General features: G+C 41.5%; 18 protein-coding genes and 2 pseudogenes. 12 read left to right on the top strand and 8 right to left on the bottom strand.

Annotated elements, in window-relative coordinates; all coding sequences use genetic code 11:
• Window positions 1-43: 43 nt before the first annotated feature.
• The 4 genes and pseudogenes from C6W18_RS12975 to C6W18_RS12960 form a co-directional block, all read right to left on the bottom strand.
• Window positions 44-1189 carry a serine alkaline protease SapB gene (locus C6W18_RS12975; protein WP_189318088.1) on the bottom strand — a complete coding sequence of 382 codons (1146 nt, stop codon included), beginning with the start codon at window positions 1187-1189 and terminating at the stop codon, window positions 44-46.
• Window positions 1190-1578: 389 nt separating this feature from the next.
• Window positions 1579-2169 (bottom strand): histidine phosphatase family protein, encoded by a 591-nt coding sequence (locus tag C6W18_RS12970; RefSeq protein WP_105927809.1) that lies wholly within the window; start codon window positions 2167-2169, stop codon window positions 1579-1581.
• Between the two features lie 61 nt (window positions 2170-2230).
• A pseudogene (locus C6W18_RS12965) lies at window positions 2231-3532 on the bottom strand (globin-coupled sensor protein); the annotation flags it as partial.
• 79 nt (window positions 3533-3611) lie between these two features.
• Window positions 3612-5144, bottom strand: coding sequence for an FAD-dependent oxidoreductase (locus C6W18_RS12960; RefSeq protein ID WP_105927808.1), 1533 nt, complete (start codon window positions 5142-5144; stop codon window positions 3612-3614).
• Between the two features lie 141 nt (window positions 5145-5285).
• Between C6W18_RS12960 and C6W18_RS12955 the strand changes: the two genes are divergently transcribed.
• Entirely contained in the window at window positions 5286-6146 is an 861-nt protein-coding gene (locus C6W18_RS12955) for an SDR family oxidoreductase (protein ID WP_105927807.1), read from the top strand.
• 62 nt (window positions 6147-6208) lie between these two features.
• On the opposite strand, the gene C6W18_RS12950 is transcribed toward C6W18_RS12955, so the two are convergent.
• Window positions 6209-6439 carry an IDEAL domain-containing protein gene (locus C6W18_RS12950; RefSeq protein ID WP_003210924.1) on the bottom strand — a complete coding sequence of 77 codons (231 nt, stop codon included), beginning with the start codon at window positions 6437-6439 and terminating at the stop codon, window positions 6209-6211.
• A 289-nt stretch (window positions 6440-6728) separates the two neighbouring features.
• Here C6W18_RS12950 and C6W18_RS12945 point away from each other — a divergent pair, with 289 nt between their 5' ends.
• From C6W18_RS12945 to C6W18_RS12930, 4 genes and pseudogenes are all read left to right on the top strand, one after another.
• The gene (locus tag C6W18_RS12945) at window positions 6729-7307 is read left to right on the top strand and encodes a competence protein ComK (protein WP_105927806.1); all 579 of its coding nucleotides are present in this window, start codon (window positions 6729-6731) and stop codon (window positions 7305-7307) included.
• A gap of 99 nt (window positions 7308-7406) precedes the next feature.
• A pseudogene (locus tag C6W18_RS12940) lies at window positions 7407-7889 on the top strand (alanine racemase); the annotation flags it as partial.
• Window positions 7874-8131 (top strand): cupin domain-containing protein, encoded by a 258-nt coding sequence (locus tag C6W18_RS12935; RefSeq protein WP_105927805.1) that lies wholly within the window; start codon window positions 7874-7876, stop codon window positions 8129-8131. The pseudogene C6W18_RS12940 and the gene C6W18_RS12935, both read left to right, overlap by 16 nt.
• A 300-nt stretch (window positions 8132-8431) precedes the next feature.
• The gene (locus tag C6W18_RS12930; RefSeq protein WP_105927804.1) at window positions 8432-8911 is read left to right on the top strand and encodes a hypothetical protein; all 480 of its coding nucleotides are present in this window, start codon (window positions 8432-8434) and stop codon (window positions 8909-8911) included.
• 32 nt (window positions 8912-8943) lie between these two features.
• Here C6W18_RS12930 and pdxR read toward each other — a convergent pair whose 3' ends face one another.
• Window positions 8944-10383 (bottom strand): MocR-like pyridoxine biosynthesis transcription factor PdxR, encoded by a 1440-nt coding sequence (gene pdxR / locus C6W18_RS12925; protein WP_105927803.1) that lies wholly within the window; start codon window positions 10381-10383, stop codon window positions 8944-8946.
• Between the two features lie 145 nt (window positions 10384-10528).
• Between pdxR and C6W18_RS12920 the strand changes: the two genes are divergently transcribed.
• The 7 genes from C6W18_RS12920 to C6W18_RS12890 all read left to right on the top strand — a co-directional run bounded on the left by C6W18_RS12920 (window position 10529) and on the right by C6W18_RS12890 (window position 16916).
• Window positions 10529-11698, top strand: coding sequence for an MFS transporter (locus C6W18_RS12920; RefSeq protein ID WP_105927802.1), 1170 nt, complete (start codon window positions 10529-10531; stop codon window positions 11696-11698).
• A 65-nt stretch (window positions 11699-11763) separates the two neighbouring features.
• Entirely contained in the window at window positions 11764-12039 is a 276-nt protein-coding gene (locus tag C6W18_RS12915; protein ID WP_034323636.1) for a barstar family protein, read from the top strand.
• Window positions 12040-12206: 167 nt separating this feature from the next.
• Window positions 12207-13157 carry an ABC transporter permease gene (locus tag C6W18_RS12910; protein ID WP_034323633.1) on the top strand — a complete coding sequence of 317 codons (951 nt, stop codon included), beginning with the start codon at window positions 12207-12209 and terminating at the stop codon, window positions 13155-13157.
• Window positions 13150-14100, top strand: a complete 951-nt coding sequence (locus C6W18_RS12905; protein ID WP_105927801.1) for an iron chelate uptake ABC transporter family permease subunit — start codon at window positions 13150-13152, stop codon at window positions 14098-14100. The genes C6W18_RS12910 and C6W18_RS12905 overlap by 8 nt, the downstream gene beginning before the upstream one ends.
• Window positions 14091-14849: an iron ABC transporter ATP-binding protein gene (locus tag C6W18_RS12900; RefSeq protein WP_034323627.1), complete on the top strand. Its 759-nt coding sequence runs from the start codon at window positions 14091-14093 to the stop codon at window positions 14847-14849. Before C6W18_RS12905 ends, C6W18_RS12900 begins: the two co-directional genes overlap by 10 nt.
• Before the next feature lie 22 nt (window positions 14850-14871).
• The gene (locus tag C6W18_RS12895) at window positions 14872-15816 is read left to right on the top strand and encodes a siderophore ABC transporter substrate-binding protein (RefSeq protein WP_105927800.1); all 945 of its coding nucleotides are present in this window, start codon (window positions 14872-14874) and stop codon (window positions 15814-15816) included.
• A 143-nt stretch (window positions 15817-15959) separates the two neighbouring features.
• Window positions 15960-16916, top strand: coding sequence for an LCP family protein (locus C6W18_RS12890; RefSeq protein WP_105927799.1), 957 nt, complete (start codon window positions 15960-15962; stop codon window positions 16914-16916).
• 38 nt (window positions 16917-16954) lie between these two features.
• Here C6W18_RS12890 and C6W18_RS12885 read toward each other — a convergent pair whose 3' ends face one another.
• Together C6W18_RS12885 and C6W18_RS12880 are read right to left on the bottom strand one after the other, a co-directional pair.
• A complete protein-coding gene (locus tag C6W18_RS12885; RefSeq protein ID WP_034323620.1) occupies window positions 16955-17389 on the bottom strand; it encodes a hypothetical protein in 435 nt (144 codons plus the stop codon).
• A gap of 86 nt (window positions 17390-17475) precedes the next feature.
• Window positions 17476-17838 (bottom strand): YhjD family protein, encoded by a 363-nt coding sequence (locus C6W18_RS12880; protein WP_034323617.1) that lies wholly within the window; start codon window positions 17836-17838, stop codon window positions 17476-17478.
• Window positions 17839-17928: the final 90 nt, after the last annotated feature.

Below are 17928 nucleotides of genomic sequence, written 5' to 3'. Positions count from 1 at the left end.
AAAGAAAATCCGGCTGACCCAGCCGGATTTTTTGCACACTTGTTTAGTTAGAAGCCGCTTGAACGTTAATTAACCCTTTTCCGTAATAGAATGAGTTACCAAGCGGTGTTGCCGTGTTTTCCAAGCGCTGGCGAACCTGTGAATTTGATAGATTCGGGTTCTTAGAAAGAATAAGCGCTGCTGCTCCTGCTACATGAGGAGAAGCCATAGATGTTCCAGTATAAGAAGTGTATCCACTGCTTGGCACTGTACTTAAAATAGAAGTACCAGGTGCGGAAACATTTAATTCAGGACCTGCGCTAGAAGATGAGTTTCTTACATTGTTGCTGTTCACATTGGCAACGGCAATGGTAGAATCATATTTTGCTGGATAGCCGACAGTACTTGTAGAGCCAGTGGAACCTGAATTACCTGCAGCAGCAACAACAACAATTCCGCGATTGTTTGCTGTATCAACAGCATTTTTAAGCGCTGTTGAACCGGTTGGTCCGCCTAAGCTCATATTGATGACATCCATGTTATTGGCAACAGCCCATTCAATACCGCTAATAATCCAGCTGTATTGTCCATCGCCGTAACGATCTAACACTTTAACGGCATATAGGGAAGCACTTGGAGCGACCCCAAGAACACCAATTGTGTTATCAAGGGCAGCGATCGTTCCGGCTACGTGAGTTCCATGTGATTGAAAATCTTGGGTGGCATTTGGCTCTGAAGGGACGAAGCTAGCACCGCCTGCAACATTTAAGTCAGGGTGTGCAGCGTGGATACCAGTATCTAGGACAGCTACTTTGACATTAGCACCTTTATAGCCTTGAGCGTGTACAGCTGGAGCTTTGATTTGAGGGATACCATAAGGGACGGTTTGTGCATATGCTTCTGCTTTGTGGTCTTCTTCTACATAAGCAATGCTAGGGTCATGCTCAAGTTTTTTTGCGGCTTGTTCGGACATCTTCACTTGTGCAGCATTAATGAGCCGATATTGCTTTTCTAGTTTTCCGCCATTTTGAGTCACCGCATGTTTCTTAGAGCTGTTTGTCGTGGCAGAAGCTTTAAAGCCAACGATATAGCTTTTTTCACTATCTGACTTTGAGACAGTCTCGGCATTTGCCATGGAGCCTCCAAACCCTGCTGAAAACAGAAGAGGGACAGCCAATAAAACACTTGTCATCACATTTTTCTTTTTCACGCACATTCCACATCCCTTTTTTCTTATTTCAGAATAATCATCCGTAGTCTATAAGAATGATCCGTTTGATTATTCTGTATTTTCAGTTTAAGGGAAGTAGGCAAATAAGAGTAGACCTGAATTTTTGTGAAAGTCCTAGCGGAAATTAGGGAATTAAGTCGCTTGGAATGGATGGTAAATTATGTTTGTTTTAGTTTCCTTACGTTTTCCTATTAAAATGGAAGGGTGCTTTTTTTCTCATGATCAATTTGGGGACAAACATTCGATACCCGAAAGGTCATTAAATAGGTAGAAAAGGCTAGCGTTTATTTCGAATTTCGATATAAAAAAATATTATTTTATCATTGTTTCTGTCATAAAAAAAAGAACCTGCTAAGATCACAGGTTCTTTAAGAAGGGGAAGATTGAGTTAAATGGCTGACCACGTTGTAATCACGCACCTTCCATTCGCCATCTTTCCATTCCACATAATTTAAGCAAGCATTGACAAGTCTTGTGTCCTGAAGACCCATGTGTTCATCAGCAAGAATGGTGAGTAAGCAGTGGATGGCGGCACCGTGAGCCACAATCAGTACATTTTGATCTGGGTAGGTGGCTCTGACCTTTTCAATACCTTCTAACATTCGGTCTTGCATAGCCTCTAATGGTTCCATATTTGGATATTGTTTATCTGGAAACAGCTTCTGGCGCTCCTCAAATGATATGCCTTCAGCGTCTCCAAAATCACGTTCAATAAAATCATCCATGATGACGAGAGGCGCATGCACATGCACATGTTTTAAAATCAAATGAGCTGTTTCTTTTGCCCTTGATAATGGACTGGAAATGACGACATCCCAATGGGAATCCTTTAGGTAAAGTCCAGTTTGTTCAGCCTGCCATTTACCTGTCTCATTTAAAGGGACATCTGTTCGCCCTTGAATTCTTTGAGCTGCATTCCAATCTGTTTCACCGTGTCTGACTAAGCAAATTGTTGTCAATCAAATCCCGCCTTTTCTGTCTTTTGTTCTATTATACTAGAAGAAAAGAAGAATGGCTGGATTAGCGATTTGTCAGACTGGTTAAGGATTCGACTGAGCTGGCAACTTGGGAAACCGTTTGTTTGACTTCCTTCAACTCGTTTAGGAATGTTTGGAGATCTATTTCGATTTTTCCGTTTTGGTTTTTACTTAAGTTCATACTGCTCACGATATCATCGAAGAGCGAATTGATTTGAGTCATTTTTTCTTTACTGTCTGTCACAAGTAAATTCACGTCCGCAATGTGCTGTGACACAATGGAGATTTGTGAATTGGTATTATTGACAAGCTCTGAAACAGTTGAAACCGTTTTCTTTGTGTCCTCTGATAATTTGCGAACCTCGTTTGCGACGACAGCGAATCCTTTTCCATGTTCACCTGCACGCGCAGATTCGATTGAGGCATTTAAAGATAACAAATTCGTTTGCTCTGCTATGCCTGTGACGATCCCAAAAATTTGTTCAATTTGTTTTGCGATTTCTTCTAATCGTTTAATTTCTGTTTCAATCTTTGTCATGCTGCCATCAATTTGATTCATTTGTGTTTGCTGAATTTCTAATTCTTTTTTACCGCCGATTGATTTTTCCTCGACCTGTGCTGATATTTTCGTTCCAGCTTGTGACATATCTGCCATCTCATCAGATTTTGATACAAGCTTGTCCACTGCACTTGTTGTGTTGGAGAAGAGAGAAGCAAGCGAATTTGAGGTTTCTGTGATTTTTGTATGAAGCTCTTGCTGCTGTTCTTCCGCTTCATCACGAATTTTAGAATATTCATTTTGGAACGTATCTAGGACAAGCTGCTGCTCTAAATTTAAAATTTTCGTCGTCGCTTTGACTGCCGTCTGATATTCTTTGAAATCTTGGATATGCTGGACAAATAAATCCATAATTGATAGCAAAAGGTCTTGGAATGCCGCCATATACCATTTAGGCTGGAGGCCAATTCGTAAATGAACTTGTGCAATTTTAATCCTTTTTGCCACATATGCATCGTCAATCACACCTGCAAACATTTCGCTAATATGAATGCGTAGTGTTTTTTTCAAACGATCGACAGAACTATTATCTTGAATGATATGCATCAAGGAAGACTCTACTTCTAAATTTTTATAAAATTTATCAACGATATGTGTAATATCATCTTGAACAATTGGATTCAATTGTTTCAGTATAAAAAGGTCTTGCTGCGTCAGGTCAATCATTTTGATTTGTTTGGCAATGTCCGTATTCTCCGAAAAGTTGATTCGTTTTATCTCATCATCCTGCTGCGTGAAAAAAGCAGTGCTTTTTCTTTCTTTTTTAAATAACAATGTTTTTGTCCCCCCATAATCATCACAAATATCAGACTTTATGTTTCTTATCGGATAATAATGGATTTTTTAAAGGGAAACCAGTGAAATTTTACTGTTCTTTATATGACCTTTTTAGTGGTTTCTTTGCTGGTCCTGCTACTACGTCTCCAGTGATTGAAAAACGTGAACCGTGACAAGGGCAATCCCAGGTGCGGTCACTATTATTCCAAGCGACTTCACAGCCTAGGTGAGTACATGTTGTATCGACAAGGAAGACACTCCCATCCTCTGATTTATAGGCCCCGCATTTCTTATGTTCATAAGATACAATGCCGCCTTCGCCTGGTTTTAAATCATCAATGGTTTGATCAGTTCGTTTTAATTTACCACTGATCAGATTGGCAGCAACATTGGTATTTTCTTTCATAAAATCTTTGATGAATGAGTCAGAAACAAGTCTTGATGGGGTAAAGATTGATTCGTAGGGATTAGATTTTCCCTCAATTAAATCCCCGATAAGAGTTGCTGCGACATGGCTTGTCGTCATGCCCCATTTTCTAAAGCCGGTAGCAACGAAGATATTCGGATGGTGTTTGGTCAGGTGGCCAATGTAAGGGATTTGATCCATTGTGACCATATCGTGCGTCGACCAGCGATAAAGAACCTCCTCAATTCCAAGTGTATCGTCTCCAAACTTTTCTAGTGCTTCATAGTGTGCGGATTCATCACCGCCTTGTCCTGTTTTATGGCCTTCTCCTCCGATGAGAACCACTTCTTCACCGTGAAGTTCTGCCGTTCTTAAAGAGTGAGCGGGCTGGTCAATTCCTAAGTACATGCCGCCTGAAAGAGGCTTGGTTGTTTTGGCTGCTACTACATAAGATTGCTTGGGATGAATTCGAGTGAAAAAAAGTCCTTTGCCATCATAAAAAGGAAAGTGTGAACAGGAAATGATATAGCGGCCTGTCAGATGATGCCCACTTTTTGTGACGACAGCAGGCCGTTTCCCTTCTTTGACATCGACTGCGGTGGTTTGTTCAAAAATACGCACACCTCGCTCAATGAGCTGGTCGATCAGTGCATTTAGATAATGAAGGGGATGAAACTGCGCCTGCTGGGTCATGGCAAGGGCAGCTTTTATGTCAGTGTCAAAAGGAAGCTCTGTTTTCCATTCTCGGTCAATGCCGAGCTGTTTGTAGGCATCTAATTCTTTCTTTAACTTTTTGACGCCGCTTTCTTCCTTTGTATATAGGTAAGCATCTTTTATCTCTAACTGACACTTGATTTGGTGCTCCTTTATACGTGCTTGAATGAGCTCTTTTGCTTTCTCATTGGCTTCTACATACAAACGGGCTTTTGGCATGCCAATTTGCTGAATCAGCTCATGATAGTACACATCGTGCTGTGAGGTGATTTTAGCTGTCGTGTGTCCGGTCGTGCCTTGCAGTAATTGATCGGCATCAATGATGATGACATCTAATCCACGTTCTGTCATGTCAAACGCAGTAGCGATACCGGTAATTCCGCCGCCCACAATGATCACATCTGCTGTAAGATCCTCTGTTGCAGAAGGAAAAGAATGCTTTTGACTCTCTGCTAACCATAACGATTTTGCCTGCTTCATTCCTTTATGTTCTTGTTCCATGTTGTCGCCTCCAGTTTCTTGTTGTGTGTAATTTTTCCACAATGTAGAAAATCATACATTCGAAAGGAAACAAGCATGACATACATAAAAAAATAGCCAACACATAAAAATAAACAAGATAAAAGGAAGGAGTGGACTTGCGTGTCTACAAAGCAGCCGAAGAAAACATTGCCGCCTCAACATCAGAATGAACGTCCAGGTCTTGAATATAAAATGAACCCTAGACCTATTTTTGATCGAGAGGTGCAGGGCAAAAAACTAGCTGGGAAAACGGCTATTGTGACAGGTGGAGATAGCGGGATCGGAAGAGCAGTCTCTGTCTTATTTGCGAAGGAAGGGGCCAATGTGGCGATTGTTTACTTGAGTGAACATCGTGATGCAGAGGAAACGAAGGACTATATTGAAAAGGCGGGAGGACGCGTGATCTTAATTGCAGGTGACTTAGGGGATGAGGCTTTTTCAAATGAGGTCGTCAAAAAAACAAAAGATGCTTTCGGTTCTATTGATATTTTGGTGAACAACGCAGGGGAACAGCATCCGCAAAAAAGCATTGAACAGATTACCTCTCATCAGCTTCTTCGGACATTTCAAACGAATATTTTCGCCATGTTTTATTTAACAAAGGCTGTGCTCCCTCATTTAAAGAAAGGAAGCAGTATTATTAATACAACCTCCGTCACAGCCTATAAAGGGCACGAAACCTTAATCGATTATTCATCGACAAAAGGGGCGGTTGTGACATTTACCAGATCATTATCCTTATCGCTCATTAAACAAGGGATTCGAGTGAATGGGGTAGCTCCGGGACCTATTTGGACGCCGCTGATTCCATCAACTTTTACAGAAAAGGAAGTCTCTGAATTTGGCGGAGATGTCCCAATGGAAAGGCCTGGTGAACCAGTAGAGCTTGCGCCAAGTTATTTATTTTTAGCGAGCGAAGACTCGTCTTACATGAATGGACAAATCCTGCATGTGAATGGCGGAACCATTTTAAATGGGTAAACAAAAAACTTGCGGTAAAGAGACGAGTTGCTGTCTCTCTGCCGCAAGTAAAATCATCATGATTAATGTAAGCAGTGCTCTGCATATTGAGCTGACAGGTCATTGAATCGCTTTTCATCACGCTGATCCAGTGCCTTATCAATCTCTTCTCTAAGGAAGGTTAAGCGCTGTTTATAAAGCGCCTCATCTAAAACCATTTGAATATAGATGTCTAAAATGGTGACGCCGTTTTCTTCGGTTTTTTGGGTGTTGCGGGACTTCATGAGCTCAGCATACGTTTTTTTCTCTTTCATAAAGAATCCCCCCGATGCCTTTTTTATAGTATATGGATTGCTGGAGAAAAAATCAACAAGAATTTATAATTTTTAGACAATTTATTTTTGAGCAAAATCGACACCTCTTGTCCAATCGACAGAATGCGATATACTTTTAAAAATGCCTTTTAGATAGATCGAATGTACTAAAAAATATGGTAAAAAGATGATTTTAAATAAATTTTGAAAAAATCCTGTCGTTTCTTATACGTTGGTGATAGATTAATAGTATCTAAAATAACCAAAAATTAACACAGGAGGAAATGAAGTGTCAGGAATTAGCGAAACACCTTTAGATTCATATGTCATTAATCAAACAACGATGGCGATCCTTCCAGTTGAAGAAGGAAAAAGAGTATATTCAAAAGTCATAGAAAGAGAGACAAGCTTTTACGTCGAATTAAAGCCGCTGCAAATCATTGAACGCAGCTGCAGATTCTTCGGCTCAAGCTATGCAGGCAGAAAGGCGGGAACATACGAAGTAACAGGAATTTCTCACAAGCCTCCAATCGTGATTGACTCATCCAATCATCTGTATTTCTTCCCAACCTATTCATCCAATCGTCCTCAGTGCGGCTGGATCTCCCACAAATACATTCATACCTTCCAAGAATCATCCCTCGGGGACACGCTGGTCACGTTTACAAATGAGCAAACCGTCAAACTGGATGTCTCATATAAATCATTTGAGAGTCAGGTGCACCGGACAGCGTATCTCCGAACGAAATTTCAAGATCGTCTTGATGGAGGTCTTCCTAAAAAACAAGAATTTATGCTGTATCCAAAGGAACAGCAGCTCAATCTTGTATACGATTTTATTTTAAGAGAACTTCGTAACAGATATTAGCCAAAAACCAGCGGCAGACAGCCGCTGGACTCCTCAACCTACGTGAGCTTAGCACATCGTCATTTCTTTCTCGTAGAAAAAACAATTGATAAACGGGTGATGATGGAGAATATAGCCGCTATGCAGCAATATGCGGATCGTCAGCAAGTAAAACTGCGTCCTCACACGAAAACACATAAAACACCTAGGCTTGCCAAGGTGCAGGAGGAGATGGGCGCATCTGGCATGACCATGGCGAAAGTAGGAGAAGCTGAGGTGATGGCAGCGCATGGACTGACAGATATTTTTATCACAAATCAAATTGTAGGCGAGACAAAACTAAAGCGAATTCGAAAGCTGGCAGAATCAATACATATTTCATTCGGTATCGATTGTGTAGAGCATGTTCATCAAATTCAAAATGTCTTTCGCAAAGCAGAGAAAAAGGCTGAGGTTTTAATCGAGATAGAAGTTGGAGAAGAAAGGTCTGGTGTCATTGAAGAGAGTGATTTTCGTCAAATCTTACAGGCCATTCAGTCATGTGAATTCGTTCATTTAAAGGGGATTTTCTCTCATGACGGACATACATACAAGGCGAATTCGTTTGGCATCAGCATGATGACACGGACGAAGTGTTTTTCGTCATTGATGGCCAGATGGGAATTGAGTTTAGGGATGGCAAGGTCGAACTGCATGCAGGAGAAATGTTCGTGATCCCAAAAGGAAAAGAACACAAACCATACGCCAAAGAAGAATGTCATGTCATGTTGGTTGAACCGCGGGGAGTCGTCAATACAGGGGATGCCTCTTCTAATCTGACAGCAGAAAATGATGTGTGGATATAATGCAAAACGAAAAGGCGCCGAAAGGAGTCTTTTTTTAGAAAAAATCATGAAGATGACATACATTGAAACCAATTATATCTCTTTAGTCGTCTATTGACTGTATCGGTAGGATGTCAAAGAAATGACAGGGAAATGTGGATCATTAGACGTATTTTCATCCATTTGCTCATAAATCACAGAAGTGACACGAGCCGTCTGTTACAATAAAAGAAATCATTTCTTGAAAAGTGTTCGTATGAGGTAAAGGATGCTCATATTTGACCGATATGAACGAATGGGAATTAGAAATGGAGGCTCTGTATGAAAAAACGATTGCATTTGATGCTGCTATTCACCGTGACAGTGATATTACTAGCAGCCTGTCATCAAGCAGGTCAGTCGCCTTCAAAACAAGACACAAAAGAAGCTGCGTATGAACAATGGGTTCATCGTTATATGGATGAGTTAAATGAAGCATATGAAAACATGACAGACCAATTTATTTCAGATGGACATGGTAAGATTCAAGCAACTGAAAAATTGGCAAAAGCGACAAAAGCATTTGATCGTGTGATTCAAAAAGGACTTGCTCATCAAGAAGTTCCAGCTGCGTACAAACAGGCTGACAAACAATTAAAGACAGGACTTTCTTCATTTGAAAAAGGGATCGATAAGGTGGAGCAGCTGTTGAAGCATCCTGATCAAGAAAAGCTGTTTATTTCCGCTACCCATCATTTACAAGATGGATTGCAACAGACAGCCGCGTTTATTGAAGAAGTAGGTCACATTCAGCAATCATGAAAAAAGCTTGGAAGTTCACTTCCAGGCTTTTTTTAGATGCGCAGTGTTTGCTTTAAACGGCGCACGCCCTCTTGAATCATTTCTTCATCTGTACAGGCGAAACCAAGCAGCAATCCCTTTCTGTTGCTTTCATAGCAATAGGGGCTTAATGGATAAATTCCGACACCAGCGGCTTTAGCAGCCGCAATACTGCCTTTTTCATCAAAGTCTGGCGCTCCTTCCAAAAAGACATGAAGGCCAGTATCGGTTCCATATAAATGGAAATGTTTGTCGAATTGATGTATCAAAAGGGCTTCCATCATGGCCGCCTGCCTTTTTTTATAAAGCTGTCTCATTCGCCTGACATATCGCGTGAATTCTCCTTCTCTGAAAAATGAAGCAAGTGTAATTTGCTCCATGATCGGCAGCTGTCTTTGGATGAGGGATTGCAGCGCAGCGATTTCTTTGATAACAGCTTTGGAGCCGATGATTGCAGCAAGGCGTATGCCTGGTGCCAGCACCTTGGAAAAGCTTAAGATGTATATCACATGATCGGGTGCTTCTGAAAATAAGGAAGGAAGCGGCCCGCCATGATAACGATAATCCCCATCAAAATCATCCTCTAATATGTAAGATTGGTGGCTGACAGCAAACTGTATCAGCTGCTGTCTTCTATTTACACTCATACATACACCGGTTGGACGTTGATGGGAGGGTGTCACAGCGATCATCTTGGTTCGCCCCGGCAATGTGTTCACAATCATACCTTCCTCATCTACTGGTGCGGGATAAATGTTCATTTCACGATGTAAAAACGAAAGCCTTGCTCCAGGAAAACCTGGATCTTCAACAGCCACCGTATCGCCTTTTTTGAGCAGTACCTGTGAAATTAAGTCAATGGCTTGCTGCGTGCCCCCTGTTAATACCATTTGATCTTCTTCTACATTGATCCCGCGTTCAACAGATAAATATTGGCGTATTTCTGAGCGTACCTCCCATAATCCGTGCGGGGAAGAATAGCCCCAATCCTTCATGTCTAAGCGCTGTAATGCTTTCATAAGCGAGCGTTTCCATATGTTTTGAAAATGTTCGTCGATGGCTGGCTCTTGATGGCGAAAGTCGATATCGAGCTTCTCATGAAATTCATTGGCCGAGAGCCAGTGCTCCATTTGTTTTTCAGCCTCGTCAAAATGAGGCCTAACGGGGAGTGCAAAGGGCGGCTCGCTTTGATGGGGAGTGGAAGCTACGTATTGGTCACTTGAGATGACCTTAGTCCCGCCTCTTCTAGACGTGCTGACATAGCCTCTTGCCAGCAATTCATCATAGGCAAGTTGTACGGTTGATCTTGATACATTTAGCTCCTGTGCTAACACGCGTGTCGGCGTTAACTGATCGTTAGGATTCAGTTTTTGTGAATGAATTTTTTGAATGATACCGGTCACGATTTGCTGCCATAGCGGGGTAGAGCTTGAGCGGTCTAAATGAATATACATGTGGCACCTTCTCTCTTTGTCACGTCATTTATGATGATGACACGGAATTATGGACTGGTCAATAGAGTCATTTTTGGATGTAGGAAGTAAGCCAAATGGTGTGTAAACTGTTATCAGATGTCATTTACATAGAGGAGAGAGTCAAATGATTCCTGCATCAAAAGAAGAAACGGCTCAACAATCCATGATCCCGTTTATTTTCGTTTTATTTGGTCTTTTCATGATTACGACCGCTGTGAATCTGCAAGTGCCTCTTTATACGGCGTATGCAGATCAAGCAGGGTACGGAAAGGCGGCAACAGCACTTGTATTTGCTGCGTATGTATTCGGACTTATTCCAGTATTGCTTTTTCTCGGCGGCATATCTGACCGGGCTGGACGCAAACCAATTTTATTGGTCGCGCTTTGCTTTTCGTTATGTGCCACCCTTTTGATGATCGTGCATCCTTCCATACAGATGCTCTTTGCTGCCAGGCTGCTGCAAGGAGTGGGGCTTGGTCTAAGTGTTGGAACATGCACGGCCTATTTGATTGCTTTATATCCAGAGAAATCAGGCTGGATCCCGACCTTTATTGCCTTATGTAGTTCGGTTGGGTTTGGGGGAGGTGCTCTTTTTACAGCGCTTCTTTCTTTTCAGCGTGTGTCGCTCACGCCGCTGAGCTATTGGATTGTTTTGGTCTTTTTGATGCTGACGATTGTTGGTGTATTCTTTTTTGTGCCGCCTATACAAGGAAATACGAGTAAACCGATGATGAATATGCCAAGGTTTCCAAAAGGGACGATGCCGGCGAACTTGGCGATTGCCATTGCATGGTCAGTGTGTGGGCTTGTTATTTCTATTTTGCCAGCACAGCTGAAATTAAATGGATATGAATTATGGGTAGGACCGGCGCTGTTTTTTATTAATATGGCAGGTGTCCTCATGCAGCCCTTTGTTCGTAAAATGAATAGCAGCGCAGCGCTCCGGGTGGGTTTTATCTGTCTTCCGTGCGGATATGGCCTGCTGCTGTTCGGTGCAAATGGTGGGTCCATTTTCCTTGTACTTGCCGGGACCATGCTTGCGGGCACTGCTTGCTATGGATTTACTTACTTAGGTGGTCTTCAGCTGATTGTCGAGCGAGGGAAGAAGGAGGCGGCTAGAGCGGTTGCAGGATATTACTTGTTTGCTTACTTAGGTCTAGGCATTCCGAGTGTTTTTGTCGGTCTCTTTGCTGATATGTACGGTACTCAGACGGTGTTAACTTTCTTTTTCTTGGTCGTTTTGGCCGCCTGTCTCATACTGTTTATCTCAGGTTTCAAGCGGAAACAAACGTGAGATGTCCATCTTTCTCTTTTTTGATCAATTCGTTTAAAATAAAGACAAGAGAGGGGAAGATGAATATGAAAAAAGTGCGGCTGGACGGTGCGATATGCAGGTCGCAAGAGGAGCTTCATGACCAACTAAAAACAGTTTTACACCTTCCTGACTATTACGGGAAAAACCTTGATGCCCTTTGGGACTGTTTAACAGGAGAAGTGAATCTACCTGTAGAGCTTACATGGGTGAATTTTCAAACAAGTAAAGACGCTCTTGGCAATTATGCAGAGAGCTTGCGGCAGTTATTTCAAGATGCGGAAGAGGAACTGAAGGGACAATTTCAAGTGAACATTCAATAATTGGGGAAAAAGCAGCTGATACCGTAGGCTGTTTTTTTATGTGCTTTACTCCTTTTTTATTCCGGTATTGAATATTTTACTAAATGTGATAATATATGAACTGTCGCTTAATTGATAATGATAATCATTTGTAGCGGAAAGAGCTTGATAGAAAGTGAGAAACCTGTATGAAGTTGTATCAATTAAGTTTGTTATTTGTGTGTTTGGCATGTGCATCACTGTTTGTCGGTGTACAGGATCTGTCCATTTTACAGCTGTTTCATCTAACAGATGGGCAAATGCATACCTTATTGTCAAGTCGCATCCCACGACTGATGAGTATTGTGCTTGCTGGCATGAGCCTTAGTTTATGCGGCTTTATGATGCAAAGCATGACGAGGAATAAATTTGTTTCACCAACCACTGCAGGAACAATGGATTGGGCCAAGCTTGGTATTTTAGTAGCAATGCTCGTTTTTACACATGCGAGCCCGCTCACGAAAATGGGCATCGCATTTCTGTTTACTCTAGCTGGCAATCTCCTTTTCTTAAAAATCCTGCGCCATATTAAGGTGAACGATACGATCTATGTACCGTTAGTCGGCTTGATGTTTGGTGGGATCGTTAGTTCAATATCTACGTTTATAGCCTATAAATATGATCTGATCCAAAACGTATCCGCATGGCTTCAAGGAGATTTTTCTCTTATTGTTCAGGGGCGTTATGAACTGCTCTATGTGAGTGTTCCACTTTTGATCATCGCGTATTTATATGCTGACCGCTTTACAGTGGCCGGTATGGGAGAGAGCTTTGCCGTCAACTTAGGTTTAACGTATAAACGTGTGATGGCGGTTGGCTTGGTAATCGTTTCGATGATTACGTCTGTCACCATTTTAACTGTCGGAATGCTGCCATTTCTCGGCTTAATCATTCCTAATATTGTATCGATCTACCGAGGCGATCACTTGAAAAAAAGCCTCCCGCATACAGCCTTACTAGGTGCCATTTTTGTTCTGATTTGTGATGTGCTCGGAAGGGTGATCATTTATCCATATGAAATTTCAGTTGGGCTCATGGTAGGCATCATCGGAAGTGCGATCTTCCTGTACATGCTATTAAGGAGGAAACGCTATGCATAAGAAACGTATATTATTTCTCATTGCAGCCATTTCAGCCGTGCTGGTCGTGATCTTTATCACCTTTCAAATGGGATACTGGCAGTACACAGTCCCGAGCCGTTTAAAAAAAGTGCTTGCGATGACATTGACGGGAGGCGCTATTGCCTTTTCATCCGTTGTGTTTCAAACGTTGACCAACAATCGAATCTTAACGCCAAGCATTTTAGGCTTAGACGCACTTTACTTATTTTTGCAAACAGCGATTATTTATCTTTTTGGATCGACCAATTTGATGATCGTCAATAAAAACCTGAATTTTTTCCTTTGTGTTGGGCTGATGATTCTTTTTTCCGTGCTGCTATATACGGTGATGTTCAAACGCAAAAACAAGCACATTTTCTTACTTCTACTTGTTGGTATTGTATTTGGTACATTGTTCAAAAGTCTTTCTTCCTTTATGGAAATGCTCATTGATCCGAATGAATACCAGGTCGTACAGGATAAATCTTTTGCAAGCTTTAACCACATGAATACAGATATCCTACTCATTGCTTCTATTTTATTTGTAGCGCTATGTTTTTATATTTGGACATTCCGCTCCAAATTAGATGTGATGTCCTTAGGAAAGGAACATGCTGTGAATCTAGGGATTGACTATGATGGCATCACAAAAAAGATGCTGATCGTGATTGCCGTCCTTGTGTCTATCGCAACGGCTCTTGTCGGACCTATTACGTTTCTTGGCTTACTCGTCGTGAACGTGGCAAGAGAGCTATTTCGTACATACCGGCATACGTACTTGCTATTAGGTTCTTTTTTCATCAGTGTCATTGCCCTTGTAGGCGGGGAGTTTCTTGTAGAAAAGGTATTTACCTTTCAAACGCCGCTGAGTGTCTTGATTGATTTAGTCGGAGGATTGTATTTTATTTACTTACTTTTAAAGGAGAGTCGTTCATGGTCGTGATGAAGGGAGTCAGTAAGACATATAACGGAAAAACAGTGCTTCACAAAACAACTGTCAGTGTGAAAAAAGGACAGCTGACCTCTCTCATTGGTCCAAATGGTGCGGGCAAGAGCACGCTTTTGTCCATCATGAGCCGCCTGATTCAGCCAGACACAGGTGCAGCTTATTTACAGGACAAACCATATAGCGCGTATCCTCCGCAGGAGCTTGCGAAAAAGATGAGTATTTTAAAGCAGTCCAATCACATGAGTGTGCGCCTGACCGTACGGGAGCTTGTCAGCTTTGGCCGTTTTCCTTACTCACAAGGCCATCTGACAAAAGAGGATGAGAAGATGATCGATGTGTCCCTTCAATACATGAGGCTCGTCGATATCCAGCATCAATACTTAGATGAACTAAGCGGCGGACAAAGGCAAAGAGCCTTTATTGCGATGGTGCTGGCTCAGGATACGGACTATATTTTCCTAGATGAGCCTTTAAACAATTTAGACATGAATCATTCTGTTGAAATGATGAAGCTGTTTAAGCAGCTCGTTCATGATCTCGGGAAAACGATTGTTGTCGTTCTCCATGATATTAACTTTGCATCTGTGTATTCCGATCATATCGTCGCCTTAAAAGATGGACAGGTGATCCAAGAAGGCGGAGTAGATGAAGTGATTCAAACAGATGCACTTGAACAAATTTATGACATGCGCATACCGATTGAAGTCATTCGTGGTGAGCGTATTTGCTTATATTTTTCTTAAAAAAATGAAGAGGTGATCAAGCATGAAAAAATGGATATGGATGATGACTGTATTAACAGCGATTGTTGTACTCGCTGCCTGCGGTAACCAAGGGAAAACAGAAGGAACTAATGAGGAAATGGTGACGGTAAAAGACATGCTGAATAAAGATGGCGTGAAAATCAAGAAAAACCCGAAAAAAGTCGTCGTGTTTGATATGGGAAGTCTTGATACGCTGGACAAACTAGGTGTGAATGTGACAGCTTTACCAAAACAAGTGGTCCCAAAATATCTATCCAAATATGAGGATGACAAATATGAGAATGTCGGCGGTTTAAAAGAGCCGAATTTCGAAAAAATTGCAGAGATTAAGCCCGACTTGATTATTATTCAGTCTCGTCAATCAGATGCATTCGATGAATTTTCTAAAATTGCTCCTACGATTTTGATGGATGTAGACACTGCCAACTATATGGAATCATTTAAAAAGAATGCCACGACGTTAGGGGAAATTTTTGATAAGGAAGACGAAGTCAAAAAAGAACTAGCAGCCATTGATCAAAAAGTAGATGCATTAAAGAAACAGGCAAAAGAGTTGAAACAGAATGGTTTAATGATCATGGCCAACGACAGTAAAATGACAGCCTTTGGTGCTAAGTCAAGATACGGACTCATCCATGATGTGTTTGGTATCACACCGGCAGATCAAAAGCTTGAGCCGTCTGACAAACACGGACAAAGCATTTCGTATGAGTATATGGTCAAAACGAATCCAGATTTCTTATTTGTCGTTGATCGAGGCGCAGCGATCGGAGAGGAAACGTCTGCGAAACAGCTTGTTGAAAATGATTACGTGAAATCAGTCAAAGCGATCAAGAACAATCATGTAGTGTATTTGAACTCTGATATGTGGTATTTATCTGGCGGCGGACTTGAATCGTTGACTGCCATGATTGATGAAGTGAAAAAAGGAATTGAACAAAAATAAATATTGGATAAAAGGCTGCTCTTTTTGAGCGGCTTTTTTATTGTGGATTCATAAAAATATGTTGCGCGCAGGAAACTTTCTTCAAAATATGTTATAGTGGAACCTACATTGCTAGACTAAGATAGAGTGAGGGTTCGGAAAGGATGAAGGAGAAAACAAGATCAAAAAGAAGGCTGAGACCTTGGGTGAAAGTCGTGCTGTTTATCATGGCATTTGTTATGGTGATGGCGGTATCTGTGACAGGATACGCCTATTATAAAATTTCAAAAGCGTCGAATAAGGCGCAAGTCTCATTAGAAAGAGGAGACACCTCGCAAAAGCGTGTGAAAGCTTTTGATCCAGGGAAGGATAGCTTTTCGGTACTGCTGCTTGGAATTGACAGCCGTCCAGGTGAAACGGTAGATGAAGCAAGAAGTGATGCGGTCTTACTGGCGGCGGTGAACCGAACAGAGAAAACCATCAAGCTCCTCAGTATTCCTCGTGATTCTTATGTAGATATTCCGGGAAGAGGATATGATAAAATCGCCCACGCCCATGCCTTTGGGAGTGCAGATTTGTCAGTCAAAACGGTAGAAAACCTGTTGAACATTCCGGTAGACTATGTGATTTCAGGGAACTTTAAGGCGTTTCAAGACATTGTAGACGAGCTAAATGGAATTGAAGTAACGATTGAAGATGAAGGCATCGCAAAGCAAATGGAAAAGGATTCAAAGGGGAAAGTTCATGTGCAAACAGGCACACATACACTAAATGGCGAAGAAGCATTAGCCTTTGTGAGAACGAGAAAGGCAGATAGTGACCTCATGCGTGGAAAGCGCCAAATGGAAGCACTTCAAGCCATCTTTGAAAAATCTAAATCTATTTCTTCGATCCCGTCATATGACAACATCATTGATACACTTGGTGATAATGTCTCAACCAATCTGTCCATGAAGCAGTTTATCGGTCTTTTCCCTTTACTGAGCTCGTTGAAATCAGTGGACACCATTCAGCTAAAGGGGCATGATTATCAGCCTGGAAATGTGTATTACTTTGAGTTAGATGGAGCAGGATTAGAAGAAGTCAGAACAGAGCTGAGAGAACAGCTTGAGTTATCATAAATAAGAAGGAGCCTGCCGCTATGGCAGGCTTTTTTCTTTTAATAGTAGAGGGTTGCAGGCATCGTTGGGTACCACACGCCATTTAAAGCAAGCGCCCAGCCGTACACTTTTTGACCTGATTCAATCTTGTCCTTCACTGAGATGAGCGTTTCGTATGAAGTGACTTGATAAGCCTGACCGGTTTTTTTAGCGACAATGACAGATAAAATATTATCATTGAATACACTCGGTTCTTCATCATTACTCGTCCAAGCGATGCGTTGATAAAAATTTGAATTAAAATGATTTTCCAGTGCCTTTACTTCAAACTTCACTCGTTTTCCAACGATGGAAACCGTTGTGTAGGCTACACTTGTAAATTGTGCCGTTGCTGCTGGTTCCTGTTTTCCTGCTTGTAGTGGTTCTGTTGCAGAAACTGCGCTTGGCACAAGTAATCCTGCTGCTAAAGTGAATGCTGCTATTTTTTTGATCATCTTTTTGAAACCCCCTAATTTTTGGTATATTGATCAATTCGCCAAAAATCGAAGGTTTCCTTTGTTTTTGTAAAATATAACCATTTTTATTTTTCTTGATGGAGAAAATATCGAGTAAGCAGTTCCTCTACACGATGTCGTATACGTGGATTAAAGTATTTATGCTTTTCTTCATAGCCATTCATGATAAATAAATACGTCGTAAACCCTTCATCGTGTTCAATTTGCTGTACCTTCATTTTTTCTTTACGTAAATGCTGCTTCAGTTCATAAAGTGCTTTCTGTGCTTCCTTTAACGCAGAGGTAACAAGCTGAATATATGGTTCATTAAGTTTAAATGTTTGGTGTTCTTTTAAGTGTGTCAAATCACGATTGAGGATGGAGATGACCATTGGAAGAAAGATGGCCTGTTCCATCATCTGAAGTTGTATTGTTGATAGTCTTGTCATATCCATGCCTGCTTTCTTTATAAATAGAACGTTTGTTCTTGTTTATTATATCGGATGAGTCAAAGAATCTCAAGGGGGGATGGAGAGGGA

This window comes from Bacillus sp. LLTC93, assembly GCF_002993125.1.
GTDB lineage: Bacteria > Bacillota > Bacilli > Bacillales > Bacillaceae > Bacillus > Bacillus zhangzhouensis.
This window is presented reverse-complemented; position numbering and strand designations above follow the sequence as displayed.